The organism is Caulobacter sp. DWR1-3-2b1, from assembly GCF_049895765.1.
GTDB lineage: Bacteria > Pseudomonadota > Alphaproteobacteria > Caulobacterales > Caulobacteraceae > Caulobacter.
Genome location: NZ_JAFCSZ010000007.1, coordinates 110,136 through 124,126, shown reverse-complemented (window position 1 = coordinate 124,126; position 13,991 = coordinate 110,136). Strand labels below are relative to the sequence as shown.

Genomic DNA, 13,991 nt, shown 5'->3' with positions numbered 1-13,991 from the left:
GCGGCTCCCGTTGGCGCGATCGGCGAGGATGGCGGACGCACATCGTCATGCATCGCGCCGCCCGCAAGAGAAGCGCGGCGTTTAGCTGCAAAATGATGACAAGGCGAGGCCTAGAGTATTTTCCGATAAGTGTGAAACGGTTATCGGATCAAAAAATGCTCTAAACTTCTGATTTAGAGCCCTTTTCGCCCGCCCCTGATGAAGCATCAGGTCGGAAAGGGCTCTAGCGGCCCTTGATCGCCCGCGCCGCCGCGTCCAGTTCCAGCGACTTGCGGTCTGTGACCCGGCCAAAGGTGGGCATGCCCTCGACCTCCGTCTTGGTCTCCACGGCCAGGGCCGGGTAGTCGATCGGCGGCACAGCGCGCTCGACATAGCCCGGCGTGCTGATGATCTGGGCGATCCGTCTCGCGGACTCTTCGCTGAGATTGACGCGGCGCACCTTCACCGAGTCATCGAACTGCTCCCAGCTGGTCTGGGCCGAGGCATTGAGGCCGTCGATCTGGACGCTGGCATAGATCGGCAGGGCGTCCGCCACCCGGCCGGTGGCGTGATAGCCGGCGGCCAGGTTGAAACGGGCATTGGGCGAACTGTCCTGCGCCGCCGCCCGCTCGAACAGGTTGGTGGCCGCCCACTTGTCGTCCCAGGTCATGGAGGACATCCCCATGATCGCCGCGCCCCGCGCGGTGACCTGGCGCCCCTTGCCCAGGGCGGAGCGCGTTTCGCGCAATGAGGTTTCGTGCGTCACGCACGCAGCCGTCAGCAGTACGGTCGCCAAGACGGCGCCGACCAGATGAAGAGATTTCAAGACGCTTGCCCACAGCCTCGCGCAAAGAAATCAGAAGTCGCCTGCTGCGTGTAATATTTTTTGAGTACGATTTAGATCGATGCTTACATCTACTCGGAGGAAGTATCGTCCCCGGCATAAGATTTGCTACGCGTTAAATAGAACACCTATTCAACGACTTGTATAGTTGCATCGATTCTATCGCCCGCAGCCGACTGCGGGCGACGCGACAATATCCGTCGTCGAGAGATCAGAAATTCAGGCCGGCTCCTGCTGGCTGATGCAGTGGAACGAGCCGCCGCCGGTCAGGATGGCGGTCGAGGGCAGGCCGATGACCTCGCGCTCGGGGAACAGGCCCTGGATCACCTCGACGGCGAAGGCGCCCGACTCCTCGGCGTAGATCGGAACGACGACCGCCTCGTTGGCGATCAGGAAGTTCATGTGCGAGGCCGGGATCGGCTCGCCGTCCTCGTCAAGGATGCGGCCCGGCGACGGGATGCGGACCACCTGCAGGGGCGAGCCCCGGCTGTCGGTCATGCCGGCCAGGGCGCGAGCGGTGTCGGCATAGACCTCGGCATTGGGATCGTCGACCCCGAAAGCCATCGGACAGGCCACCACGCCCGGAGCCACGAAGCGGGCCAGGTTGTCGATATGGCCGTCGGTGTGGTCGTTCAGAAGGCCATCGCCCAGCCACAGCACCTTTTTGACGCCCAGTGATCTGGCCAAGGCGGCGAAGGCCTTGGCCTCGTCGAAGTCGCCATTGCGGTTCTCGTTGAGCAGGCACTGGCGTGTGGACAGCACCGTGCCCAGGCCATCGTGGTCCAGCGAGCCGCCCTCCAGCACGAAGCCGTTGCGGGTCAGGGGCGTGCCCGAGGCGGCGGCGATCTGCTCGGCGACGATGTCGTCGCCCTCCATCTCGAACTTGCCGCCCCAGCCATTGAACTCGAAGCCGGCCGCGACGGGGCCGTCGGCGGTCTCGACATAGATCGGGCCGGTGTCGCGCAGCCAGATGTCGCCGAACGTGCCCCGCACGATCTCGACCGTGGTGTCGGAGAGTAAGGCCTTGGCGGCGGCCTCGGCCTCGTCGCCCACCACCATCAGCCGCACGCGCTCGGCGCCAGGACCGGCCAGGGCGCGGGCCAGATCGGCCACTTCCTTCTGGGCGACCGGCAGGTCGTCCTTCCAGAGCTCGGCGTGGCTGGGAAAACCCACCCACATCGCGCGGTGCGGCGCCCACTCGGCGGGAACAGTCGGGGTCATGTGTCGAAAGCCTGGATGAAAACGGGAGGCGCAAATGGCCCCTGGCGGGCCGGGGGTCAAGCAGGGGTTCTAGCAAATCCGCGCGACAAAACAAAAAGGGCGGCCCGTTGCGGGGCCGCCCTTCCTGTTAGTCGTCTAAAGCGTCTGCGCGACTAGAATTCAGCGCGCAGGGTGACTTGCATCGTGCGCGGAGCGCCGATGTGATAGGTCGGCGCCGAACCGAAGGCTCCACCAGGGATGGTCACCGCATTGGTGCGCGAGCTGATCGAGCCGAAGTGGTCTTCGTCGAACAGGTTGTCGACGTTCAGCTGCACATAGGTGCTCTTCGCAAAGGGGATATCGTAGCGCAGGCTCAGGTCGATGCGGCTGTAGCCCGGCGCGACTTCGTCGTTCACGTCGGTGGCGAAACGGTCGCCGGTGTACTTGGCTTGAACGCCGAGCGAGAGCGCCTCGGTGATGTCCCAGTCAACGCGAGCGGCCCAGGTGTATTCCGGGGTCTCGACAACCTTCTTGCCGGCCAGCGGCAGGATAGCGGTGGCGGCGGTGCCGGTCCGCAGGTCCTGCTGCAGTTCGCTGTTGTTGTAAGAGAACGAACCGCTGACGGTCAGATATTCTTCCAGCTGCCAGGCGGCCTGAGCGTCCAGACCGAAGGCCTTCACCTCACCGACGTTACGGTCGATGCTGATGCCCAGGTCCTGGTCGAAGGATTGAACGATACGGTTCTGGAACTTGGTGTTCCAGAGCGCCACCGAGGCGACCACTTCAGGCATGCTGAAGCGATAGCCAAGGTCGACCGTTTGGGTGGTTTCCGGCTCGACGTCGGCCGGGGTGCCAACGCCGCCGCGCAGGGTGGCGGTATAGAGGCTGTCGGTCCGCGGCGCCGAGAAGCCCTCGGCGTAGCTGGCATAGACGGTGTGGTTGTCGGTCAATTCATAGCTGGCGCCGAGGTTGGGCAGGATGTCGTCATATTTGACGTTCGCGCTGTAGGGCTTGATGAACTTGGTGGTCGAGGTGCCGAAAGTGACCGAGCCATCGGCTGCGGCGGCGTTCGGGACCTGGGTGGTGCAGCTCACGGCGAAGCCCGAAACCACGCCGACGACGCTCGAGGCGTTCTGGGTGTAGCAATACTGGTTCAGCTCGCGCTCGAAATAGGGCGCGCGAACACCGATATTGACCACCAGCCTGTCGTCCATGAAGCGACCGCGATAGTCGGCCGAAACCTGGTTCAGCTGGGCGATCGAGAAGCGATCACGAGCCCGCAGGAAGCTGCCGTCGGCGGTGGCGACTTTAACGCCTTCGCCGTCCTTGCCACCGAACACGTTGGTGGTGGTGCCGTCACTGTTCAGGTTGGTGTACTCGCCGGTCTGGCGGTGACGACCATAGTCGCCCGTATAGGCGGCGCGAACGCGGTGATTGTCGCTCAGATCCCAGATGATCGAGCTGGTCACGCCGTAGCGGCGGGTGTTGGTGACGCTGGGCGCGAAGAAGGCGACCGTGTCAGCTGTGTCGCCATCGCCGTTCAGATCACGACCCAGCGCGGTGGCCGTGCCGCGAACGCGGCCGTCCGTTTCCGAGATCGTGGCCAGTTGCGAGCCGCCGTCGGCCAGGACGTACTGGAACGAGGGGTCGACGGTCAGGCGCAGGCTTGGCGCCAGGTGGAAGCTGGCGGCGCCGCGAACGTTACCGGTGTTGGAGGGGTTGACCTGACGGCCGAAGAAGTCCGAGCAGTTGCCCGGAACGACCGGCGCGGTTTCAGTGATCGTGCGGTTGGTCGCGTTCAGAACGCGACTGGTGCAGTTCTCGGTGAAATCGAGTTCGCGGCCAAAGGCGCGATACTCGGGCAGGGTCATCTGGCGGATATTGTTGTTGCGGTTCTCGTTGTAGTGGACCGCCAGGCTGAGGAAGTCGCCGTCGTTCAGCGCTTGATAAACGCGGGCGTTATACTGGGTCTTTTCGAAGGTGCCGAAGCCCTTCCACTTGTCGTATTTCTGGTCCGACATCGCAAACCAGGCCGTGGTGCCGAACGGGCCGAACTCACCAGTTTCGGCCAAGGCGAAGATACGGCGATAGCTGTCTTCACCGCCGCTGAGGGTGAACAGGGCGCCCATTTCAGACTTCGGCTTGCGGGTGCTGTAGTTGATCGTGCCGCCGGTGGCCGACGCAGTCGGGCTGTCGACGTCGGTCGTGCCCTGATTGACGCTGGCGCGGGAGATCAGCTCACCGTCGAGCATCTGGTTGGGGAAAATCGCGTAGTTGCCGGTGTCGTTTAGCGGAATGCCGTCGAAGGTCACGGAGACGCGGTTACCGTCGAAGCCGCGCAGACGGATATTGCCGCCCGACGAGCCGTAGGGGTCGTTGTTGGTAAAGCTCAGGCCCGGGACCAGGTTCAGCGTCTGCAGGATCGACTGGCCGGTCACCTGGGTGGCGATGAATTCTTCGTTCACCGAAGAGCGGGTCTTCGGCAGGGTCTCGGCGATGATGCCGCCCACGGACTTCTGACCGGCGGCGGTCACGACCACCCCTTCGAGTTCGTTGGCCTGCGACGCGGTCGACTGGGCGAAAGCAGAAGTGGCGCTGAGCAGGCAGCCGACCAAGGCGGTCGACGCCAGACAGGCGAGCTTTTTCGTCATCATTTGGTTGTATCCCCTCGTTTCAACCGCGGCGGCTGCATGGATCACGCCGGGCGACATTCTTGAGGCTCTTTAACCGGCTATTTCGAAGGTTTGGTGACGGAAACGCCACGATGGTCGATAAACCCTCCGCCATCGGCGCCCTTGCAACACATTTGGTCAGGACTTTCTTACTTGTGCCGGAGAACTCAGCGTGGCGCTTGATAAAATGACGCAACCGGACAGTGCGCGCGCCTGGCGCTTCACGCTCTGCATGGTAGGCGTGCTGACGATCCTGCGGCTGGCGGCGCTGTTCGCCACGCCGTTCGAGCTCTACCCGGACGAAGCCCAGTACTGGCTGTGGTCGCGGACCCTGGATTTCGGTTATTTCTCCAAGCCGCCGATGATCGCCTGGCTGATCTGGGCCACGACCTCGGTGGGCGGCGACTCCGAAGCCTGGGTGCGGATCTCGGCTCTCTTCCTGCACGCCGGCGCCGCCCTGGTGATCAGCCGCATCGCCGACAGGCTCTATGGCGGCTGGACCGGCCTGGCGGCGGCGGCGCTCTACATCCTGATGCCGGGCATCCAGCTGTCGTCAGGCGTGATCACCACCGACGCGCCGCTGCTGTTTTTCCTGTCCCTGACGATCTGGTCCTATGTGTCGCTTCCCACGCTTGAGGCGCGTCGCAGGCTGCCGGTGGCCGCGGCCCTGGGCGCGGCCCTGGGCTTGGCCTTCCTGTCGAAATATGCGGCGGTCTATGTGCTGGCCGGCCTTGCCGCCCACCTGGCCGCGTCGCGTGAGGCGCGTCAGGTCTGGACGCTGCCGATGGCGGCGGCGGCCCTCGCAGCCCTGGCTATCGTCTTCGCGCCCAACCTGATCTGGAACCTGACCCACCAGTTCGCGACGCTGGAGCACACCGCCTCCAACGCCAACTGGAACGCCGCGTCGCTGTTTAACATCCGTGAACTGATGGAGTTCATTGGCTCGCAGTTCGGCGTCTTCGGCCCCATCCCCTTTGCGGTCCTGGCCGGCGGCGCGATCTGGCTGGGCGTTCGGGGCAAGCTCGAGACGGCCGACCTGCTGATGCTGTGCCTGGCCGCGCCGCCGCTGCTGACCGTGGCGGCCCAGGCCTTCGTCTCGCGCGCCAACGCCAACTGGGCCGGCGTGGCCTATATAGCCGGCTCGATCCTGGCGGCGGCCTGGCTGCTGCGCTGGAACGCCCGCCGCTGGCTGATCGCCGCCGTGGCGATCCAGGCCGCGTTCTGCGCCGTCTTCATCGCCTGCATGGTCAATCCTCGCATCGCCGATAACCTGGGCGCGGCCAACAGCTTCAAGCGCGTACGCGGCTGGGAGCAGGGCGCCCAGACCATCATCGCCCGGGCGCGTGAAGAACAGGCCGCTGGCGGCCTGAGCAGCATCGCTATGGACGACCGCTTCCTGTTCAATGTCACTGCCTATTACGGCCGCGACTACTTCAAGACGCCCGGCGCCCCGCCCCTCAAGATGTGGGTGCACGAGGCGCGCCCTCAGAATCAGGCCGAGACCGAGGCTCCGCTGAACGCGGAATTCGGCCGCCGCGCCCTGATCGCCAGCCTGGAGGGCGACTATCGTCCCGAGATCGAGCAGGACTTTACCAAGACGTCGGGGCTCGAGATCGTCCGCGTGCGCCTGGACCGCAAGCATGTGCGCCGCACCGACCTCTTCATCGCCGAGGACTTCCGCCCCCTGCCCCGCGATCCGGTGACCGGTCTGCCGCCCAAGCCGAAGGGCGAGCGCTAGAGCATTTTCCGATAAGTGTGAAACGGTTATCGGAAAATGCTCTAGAACGACAGTTCCGGCTGCATGGCGCCCGGCTGCTGGGTCTCGGGCAGGTGACAGGTGAAGGTCGAGCCGGCGCCCGGCTCGCTTTCCAGCGCCACCCAGCCGCCATGCAGCTCGACCAGCGCCTTGACTAGAGCCAGGCCCAGGCCCGGACCACCACGGTCGCGGCCGACGAAGCGGTCGAAGATGTGGGCCTGAACGTGGAACGGCACGCCGCGCCCGGTGTCGCGCACGTCCAGCCGCACCTCGCCCAGCGCACGCCGCGCCGATAGCGTGACGATGCCGTCCGGCGGCGTCTGGCGCAGGGCGTTCTCGACCAGGTGGTCCAGGGTCTGGGACAGGCGCTTCAAGTCGCCCCGGATCAGGCCGACATCATCATCGCACTCGATGTTCAGCGTCACGCCGCCCAGGGTGGCGTCCTTGGTGGCGTGCTCCTTGGCGTTGATCAGCAGGTCGACGACGCGGATATCCTGGATCTCCAGCGCCATCTCGCCGGCGTCGATCTGGGCCATGTCGAGCACGTCGTCGATCGAACGGGCCAGCTGGGTGGCGGCGGCGCGGACGGCGGCCACATGGTTGCGGCCGCGCTCGGGCAGGCCGTCGGCCCGTTCCAGCAGTTCCGAATAGCCGATGATCGTCGTCAGCGGCGTGCGCAGCTCATAGGAGACATTGCCGACGAAGTCGCGCTTCAGCCGCTCGGCCTCGGCCAGGGCGGCGGAGCGGTCGGCCAGGGCGCTTTGCAGATCGCGGGTGTCGGTGACGTCGGTGAAGCCGATCAGGGTCGCGCCGTCCGGCAGGGGCCGGCTCTGGTAGAGCACGATGCGGCCGTCCGAGGTCCGCACCTCGCCCGAGGTCGGCGCGCGCATCTGCGGATCGGGATCGGCGACCCGGCCCTTCAGTTCGCGCCAGAACGACAGGTCGTGCAGGCGCGGCACGCACAGATCGACCACGCCCTCGAAATCCACTGCCGCCTCAAGGGCGAAGGCCGTGACGTTCCAGAAGGTCTCAAAAGCGTCGTTGTGCAGCCGTAGCCGGCCGTCGGAGCCAAACACGGCCACGGCGTCGTTCAGCTTGTCCAGCGTCGCCTGTTGCACCTGGATCAGGGCGTTGTACTGGGCCTTCAGCTTCAGCTCACCGGTGATGTCGGAATAGAGCAGCAGCATGCCGCCCAGCGGGTGGGGCTGACGCACCAGCTTCAGGGTCCGACCGTCGGGCAGGCCCCACATGTCGTCGGCCTGCGGACCAAGGTCCTCGTAGTGAGCCAGCTCCTCGGCCTTCCACTTGGCGTAGTCGATGGTTTCGGGCAGGCGGCGGCGCTGGCGCAGGCGGTCGAGGATCTCGCCATGGGTCGGGCGGTCGGCCAGCCAGGCGGGCTCAAGCCCCCACAGCTCGGCGAAGGCGGTGTTGTGGAAGGCCAGACGCCGGGTCTGGCTGAAGATCGCTACGGCGTCGGCGATATGGTTCAGGGTCTCGTCATGGGCCTCAACATGCTTGCGCAGGGCGTCGCGGACATCCTCGATCTCGGTGACGTCGCTGCAGAACACCCCCACCCCGCCGCCTTCCAGCGACTTGGCGGCGACGCGGAAGGCCCGGCGGCGGCCATCGATATTGACCCAGCGCAGAGCCTCGCGGCGCTCGCCGGAGGTGGCGGCCTCGACGGCCAGGGCGTCGGCGGCGCGGTCGAAGGTCTTGCCGGCCAGAGCGGCGGTCGAGGCCGATGGCGCATCCACGGCGCGCAGATAGGCGGCATTGCCCCAGACCGGCGCGCCGTCGGCGCTGGAGATCCAGGCCGGCTCGACCAAGCCGTCGACAAAGGCGGCGAAGCGGGCGGCCGAGGGCAGGCCGGCCTCATTGGAGGCCACGGCCGCCAGACGCAGCCAGGCCAGGGCTCCGGCCGCGCGGCCCTCGACGGATACCGAACCGTTAGCGCCTTGAGCCTCGAAGGCGCAGGGCTCGCCGCGCTCGAACAGGCCGCGCAGACGTACGGTATGGTCGGGATCCAGCAGCATAAGGGCGGCCACCACCTCCTGGGCTCGCGCCTCGCAGCCCAGCACCACGGCGCAGGCGCCCAGGCTGTCGGCGCCGGAGACGAGCGCAGCCTTGCCGTCCTCGACCGAGATCAGGGCGCTGTCGAAGGCTTCCGCCGAGGCTTGAGCCGCCAGGGCGCCGCTCTCCAGACTGGAAAGCCGGCCCTGCAGGATGGCCAGCCTGGCCTCGAACCGACGACGCTGGGCCAGAGCCCACAGCGTCGCGCAAATGGCGAGGCAGACCGCGCCGGCCGCCGCCGCGAGGATCAGTTCATGAGAGTTCATCAGGCCGGTCGCTAGAGCCCCAGGCGGCCCGCGAAGGCGGGACCGCGAATCAGAATCACAGATTAGTCGGGCCATGACCAGAGCGCGACCTGAAGGCTGTCGCAGGAGATGTCGCACGCGGCTGGCGAAACCGGCCAATCGGTCTATCTGAGAGTCATGGAATGGACCTCTCGCCTCGCTCCGTCGCTCGACGAATTCGCCGCTCTCGCCGAGGCCGCCTTCAAGGCCCTGCCCGAGCCCTTCGCCGGCCTGTCGGCCGATGTCGAGATCCGCATCGAGGATTTTGCCGCCGAAGACGTGCTCGACAGCCTCGGCATAGAAGACCCGTTCGAGCTGACCGGCCTCTATCAGGGCGTGGACCTGGGCCGCCGCTCGGTGCTGGATTCAGGTGTCCAGCCGTCGATGGTGTTCCTGTATCGTCGGCCGATCCTCGACGAATGGTGCGAGCGCGGCGACGTCAGCCTGGGCGAGCTGATCAGCCATGTGCTGGTCCATGAAATCGGCCACCATTTCGGTCTGTCCGACGACGACATCCACCGCATCGAGGACGACGCCTGATGACCCCGCCCCGCTTCGATGTTGAGGCCTTCCGCGACCGGATGAGCGAGGGCTCGTTCGCCAATGGCCTCGACATGGCGAACGACGGCGCGGTCCAGCTGGTCGCCATCGACGACGAGATCGTCACCGCCCACGTCCAGGGCGGCGAGCTCTATGTGGTCGAGCTGCGTCCGCCGGCCGAGGGAACCTGCACCTGCCCGGGCTTCGACAAGTTCGGGGCCTGCAAGCATCAGGTCGGCGTCGCGGCGGCGGTCAACGCGCTGGACGTGGCCGGCCTGCAGAAGGCGCAGGGCCGCATGGCCCGCCTGCGCGATGGACTGGCCCTTGAAAGCCAGGACGCCCTGATCGAGCGGTTGGTCGAGCTGGCGCGGCGTCGGCCGGATGTGCTGGCGGCGCTGGAAGGCGGGCGCGAGCCCTAAACCACGTCCGACCAGTCATCGACCTGCCGCTTCGGCTTGCGCCGGGGCCGCTCCCACATCACGCCGGGATAGCCCTTCAGCGGCGCCAGCGGCTCGCCCGCATAGGCCCAGTCCGGCGCCTCCTCGAGCGCGGTGTGATACCGCGCCTCCCGGCCGGTGCGCTCGACGAACAGGGCGCGGGGAATGTTGACGATGGTCGGCGCCCGCTTGCGCTCATAGAGCATCGGCGTCCCGCACCGGCCGCAGAAACTGCGGATCATCCCGGCCGGGGCATCCTCGAACCGGGTCAGCGCCTCGGCGCCCTCCAGGATACGAAACCGGCTGCGATAGCTGCCGACATAGGTCGCATAGGCCGCGCCGTGGGCGTGGCGGCTGGCCGCCGAATGGTCGTGCCACGCCCAGCGAGCCGGCACGTCGATCTCCAGCTTCACCGCCCCGCAGACACACTGTCTGTGCACCGGGACGGCGGAGGCCTTGGCGGTCTTGGGGCGGGGCTGGGCTTTGGGCATGGGGCGACCTTGGTCGGGTGGAATGGCGCGGTTCTGGAGTTGCTCGGTCGTGTTGAATGAGGCGCCGCGCGCCCAGCCAGCCCTTCATCTCTTGGAGGCAGCAGCGTGCCGGTGTGTACAGGTCTGTCAAGGACGGCCCTCCGGGCCGCCGCGACGCGGCCGGTCGCAGACCGGTGTCGGCGGAGAGACCTTTCCAGTCCGGCGATCGTCTCGCCGTGAGATGAAAGGATGGCTCCCTTTTCGCGGGCGAGAAGGTGGGATGTGGGCCTTTCAACGCTTGAGACGGCGCGATTATGCAGCGGCCACGACGGAATCAAAGGCAGGCAGCAACACTTGACCTATGTCGCTGGACAAATGGTCAAGCTCGTTGCGATATCACTCTAAGTTGAGCTTGGGAGGCGATGTGCCTTATTTTGAAATTGCCGTGCGTAAAGCTGGGCTCTTGGCCCTTGCCTTCGCGGCAGCGGCCCTGGCGGGCTGCAAATTGCCGGTCCTCGATCCAGAATCTGACGCTGTGGCCCGTGCTATGTACACCGACCTACGTACCGGCTCGCCCGAGATCCACACAAGGTTGTCGCCCGAACTGAAAACGCCCGCATCGCAAGCGGAGCTTGTCAACATGCGCGCGCTCATTCCGCCCGGTGAGCCGAGCACAGGCAAGGCTGTTGGATGGAACTACGTCAGTGTGCTTGGCCAGGGTAAGAGCGCCGTGATGACTCACGAGTACGACTACCCAGGCAAGGTGGTCTTGGCGCAAGTATCGCTCCAACGTCCCGAGGGCGCAAAAGCTTGGATCGTCGACGGCGCTCGCATACGAGCCGCCACAACCCAGGAACTTGACGCTCTCAAATTCAGCCCGCTCGGAAAGTCGCCGACCCACTACGTCTTCCTCGCCGCGATGGGCGCCAGCCTTACCCTGATGCTCGTAGCCCTGATTAAAGTCATCAGGACCAAGGGTCTTAAGCGCAAATGGCTATGGGTGATCGCATCGCTCTTCTGCGTCATAGGGTTCGAAATCAATTGGTTCAGCGGCGCGGTCTCGTGGAAGGCGAATTTCGGCCTCATCAATGCTGGAGTACTGTCTGGTAGTTCGCGGTTTGATCCGTGGATCTTGTTTTTTTGCTTGCCGCTAGGGGCGATCCTCATCCTGGCCGGGGTGTGGGCAAAGCCCGAGCCAGTTCAGGACGCTGAAACGCCGGCTCCCTGACCCACCGCGCCGAGCACCATCTAGAGCGAGACCCGATGTCGAACCCTGCCGACCCCTGGAAGCCCACCCCGCCAGAACAACCACCGACTCCCGAACCCGAACCCCGCCGCCCCCTTCTGTGGCTCCTCTTCATCGCCGCTATCATCGGCATCGTCATCGCCATGGCCCGGGCCTTCCCCGAGGCGGTACGGACGCCCGACGACTGGGGCTCGGTGATCTACAGCCTGGGCGTGGTGGCGCTGGTCAGCGCCGGCCTGTTCCGGATCCGGGGGCGGTTGCAGGTCATGCGGCACCTGCGCCACGCGGCGATCTGGGCCGCGATCGTCGCCGTGCTGGCCCTCGGTTTTGCCTATGCCGACGAGCTGGAGGGCGTCTCGCAGCGCGTGCGGATCGCCTTCAGCGGCGGCGCGCCCGTGGCGACAGCCGAGCGCGAGCTGGTCATTCCGCGCGACGAGACCGGATCGTTCGTCGTGGTCGCCCAGGTGAATGGCGAGCGCGTGCGCTTCCTGGTCGACACCGGCGCCACCGAAACTGTGCTCAGTCCCGACGACGCCCGCCGCCTGGGCGTGGACCCCGACGCCCTGAATTATGACCGCCAGTCCGAGACCGCCAACGGCCTGGGCTATGGCGCAAGCCATGTGGCCGAGCGGCTGGAGGTCGGCGCGATCCGGTTCGACGGTTTTCCCATGGTGGTCAACAAGGCGCCGATGAGCACCTCGCTGCTGGGGATGAGCTTTCTGGACCGGCTGGAGTCTTATGAGGTTCGGGGGCGGACCCTGACGTTGAAGTGGCGCGACGGGGCAGGCTGACTACGGGGCACGACCAGGGGGATTGCGATCGCGCCGTCCCCGTCCAGGCATGGGGATAAGCGCGCTCGTTTGCCACTTCTCCTCTTGCGGAAGAAGGTGGCGCGCAGCGCCGGATGAGGGGGCGACAGACCTGTCGGGATCAGCGCGTGGCGAGATGGGGCAAGGCTTTGAGGCCGGCGCGACCCCTCATCCGTCGGCCTTCGCCGACACCTTCTCCCGCAAGGGGAGAAGGACGCGGAACGGGGACCGGCGTGGGCTCCCGGCAAACTTATCCGCCGCGCTCAAACCTCCCGTATTCTTACCCCACCTCGTCGCGAGGAAAGGGCGCAAGGCCAGCGACCGATGCGGCGGCGGGGGGTGATCGAGCGGGGCTGGGCTTCAGGGGGATACTGAAGCGCGTCCGGGGATCCTGGCGTTGCAGGACCCGCCCGCCCGTTGGCGTGGATGGAGACAAACAGGCGTGACAGTCCGCGAGGGCCCGTCTGCTCCGACCGCTGGGCGCTTCCGGAAACGGAACAGCCCGGCTCCCGGTAAGGCCTCAACAGGGCCACCCGACGGGAGGCTGACAGATAACGATCACGCGGAGCGGACGGCTTCGTCGAAACGGTATTTTCTATTTCTCATCCGGACGTGGTCCGGACGCTCCGCGACCCTTTCCATCACCATCGCAGCGAAAGCGCGAGGCTGCGAACTTGCGTCCAACGCCGGGACGCGCCGGCCAATCCAACAAAGGACACCCTCAATCCCCCAGCACCTCGCCGACCCACTGCGCCACCTTCTCCGTCGCCGGCCCGTACAGCCGCCGGTCGAACGCGTGCGCATTGTCCGACCGGCTGAGATTGATCTCGCAGGTCGAGATGCCCAGCGCCCGGGCCTCGGCCACGAAGCCGGCCGCCGGATAGACCGAACCCGAGGTGCCGATGGCCACGAACAGGTCAGCCTCCTCCAGCGCCTGCTCGATCTGATCCATGAACATCGGCAGCTCGCCGAACCACACGACATGCGGCCGGGTGGTCCCGACCGTTCCGCATTCGGGGCAGACCTGGGCGGCGGTCAGCGGGCCGCGATCGGTCCAGCGGCCCGAGCACATCGTGCAGCGGGTGACGGTCAGCTCGCCGTGCATGTGGACGGCCCGCTTGTGGCCGGCCTTCTCGTGCAGGTCGTCGACATTCTGGGTGCAGAGGAAGACCGAGCCGCCCAGGGCGGTCATCTCCTTCTCCAGCCGGGCCAGGGCGAAGTGGGCACGGTTGGGGGCGGCGATTTCGAGGATCTTGCGGCGGGCCGAATAGAATTCGCGCACTCGGGTCGGGTTTTTGGCGAAGCCCTCGGGCGTGGCCAGTTCGGCCAGGTCGTTCTGGGTCCACAGGCCGTCGGCGTCGCGGAAGGTCTTCAGGCCGCTCTCCGCCGAGACGCCCGCTCCGGTGAGGACGAAGATGTTCAGGGGCTGGATCATTTCAGCGCCCTCCCTCAACAGGCGAACTTGACGCATCCGTCATTTTTAATTTGACCCATCCGCTTGATTGAGTTGACAGTGTTTAGATCGTCGCAGGATGGCGCAAGACCAACCCCGACCTAGAGCCCTTTCCGACCTGATGGCTTCATCAGGGCGGGCGAAAAGGGCTCTAAATCAAAAGTTTAGAGCATTTTTCGATCCGATAACCGTTTCACACTTATCGGAAAATGCTTTAGCCCACCGGAGGAA

11 protein-coding genes are annotated in these 13,991 nt (G+C 65.8%); 5 read left to right on the top strand and 6 right to left on the bottom strand.

All coding sequences use genetic code 11. The annotated features are described in order from the left end of the window. Positions 1-223: 223 nt before the first annotated feature. The 3 genes from ACP69S_RS09395 to ACP69S_RS09385 form a co-directional block, all read right to left on the bottom strand. Positions 224-805 (bottom strand): hypothetical protein, encoded by a 582-nt coding sequence (locus ACP69S_RS09395; protein ID WP_425996533.1) that lies wholly within the window; start codon positions 803-805, stop codon positions 224-226. Between the two features lie 237 nt (positions 806-1,042). Continuing rightward, entirely contained in the window at positions 1,043-2,044 is a 1,002-nt protein-coding gene (locus tag ACP69S_RS09390) for an agmatine deiminase family protein (protein ID WP_425996532.1), read from the bottom strand. A gap of 152 nt (positions 2,045-2,196) precedes the next feature. Beyond that, on the bottom strand, positions 2,197-4,677 hold the full coding sequence (locus ACP69S_RS09385) for a TonB-dependent receptor (RefSeq protein ID WP_425996530.1): 2,481 nt from the start codon (positions 4,675-4,677) through the stop codon (positions 2,197-2,199). A gap of 205 nt (positions 4,678-4,882) precedes the next feature. On the opposite strand from ACP69S_RS09385, the gene ACP69S_RS09380 reads away from it, so the two are divergent. Then, the gene (locus ACP69S_RS09380; protein ID WP_425996528.1) at positions 4,883-6,433 is read left to right on the top strand and encodes an ArnT family glycosyltransferase; all 1,551 of its coding nucleotides are present in this window, start codon (positions 4,883-4,885) and stop codon (positions 6,431-6,433) included. Positions 6,434-6,474: 41 nt separating this feature from the next. On the opposite strand, the gene ACP69S_RS09375 is transcribed toward ACP69S_RS09380, so the two are convergent. Next, complete coding sequence (locus tag ACP69S_RS09375) at positions 6,475-8,787, bottom strand: ATP-binding protein (RefSeq protein ID WP_425996526.1); 2,313 nt, start codon at positions 8,785-8,787, stop codon at positions 6,475-6,477. 156 nt (positions 8,788-8,943) lie between these two features. Here ACP69S_RS09375 and ACP69S_RS09370 point away from each other — a divergent pair, with 156 nt between their 5' ends. Then, positions 8,944-9,345: a metallopeptidase family protein gene (locus ACP69S_RS09370; RefSeq protein ID WP_425996600.1), complete on the top strand. Its 402-nt coding sequence runs from the start codon at positions 8,944-8,946 to the stop codon at positions 9,343-9,345. Continuing rightward, positions 9,345-9,764 carry an SWIM zinc finger family protein gene (locus ACP69S_RS09365; protein WP_425996525.1) on the top strand — a complete coding sequence of 140 codons (420 nt, stop codon included), beginning with the start codon at positions 9,345-9,347 and terminating at the stop codon, positions 9,762-9,764. The genes ACP69S_RS09370 and ACP69S_RS09365 overlap by 1 nt, the downstream gene beginning before the upstream one ends. Here ACP69S_RS09365 and ACP69S_RS09360 read toward each other — a convergent pair. After that, positions 9,761-10,273: a GFA family protein gene (locus tag ACP69S_RS09360; protein WP_425996524.1), complete on the bottom strand. Its 513-nt coding sequence runs from the start codon at positions 10,271-10,273 to the stop codon at positions 9,761-9,763. The two genes, ACP69S_RS09365 and ACP69S_RS09360, sit on opposite strands and share 4 nt — an antisense overlap. Before the next feature lie 340 nt (positions 10,274-10,613). Between ACP69S_RS09360 and ACP69S_RS09355 the strand changes: the two genes are divergently transcribed. Together ACP69S_RS09355 and ACP69S_RS09350 are read left to right on the top strand one after the other, a co-directional pair. Continuing rightward, the gene (locus ACP69S_RS09355) at positions 10,614-11,480 is read left to right on the top strand and encodes a hypothetical protein (RefSeq protein ID WP_425996523.1); all 867 of its coding nucleotides are present in this window, start codon (positions 10,614-10,616) and stop codon (positions 11,478-11,480) included. Between the two features lie 35 nt (positions 11,481-11,515). Next, the gene (locus tag ACP69S_RS09350) at positions 11,516-12,289 is read left to right on the top strand and encodes a retropepsin-like aspartic protease family protein (RefSeq protein ID WP_425996521.1); all 774 of its coding nucleotides are present in this window, start codon (positions 11,516-11,518) and stop codon (positions 12,287-12,289) included. Positions 12,290-13,028: 739 nt separating this feature from the next. Here ACP69S_RS09350 and ACP69S_RS09345 read toward each other — a convergent pair. Next, complete coding sequence (locus ACP69S_RS09345; protein ID WP_425996519.1) at positions 13,029-13,742, bottom strand: SIR2 family NAD-dependent protein deacylase; 714 nt, start codon at positions 13,740-13,742, stop codon at positions 13,029-13,031. Positions 13,743-13,991 lie beyond the last annotated feature (249 nt).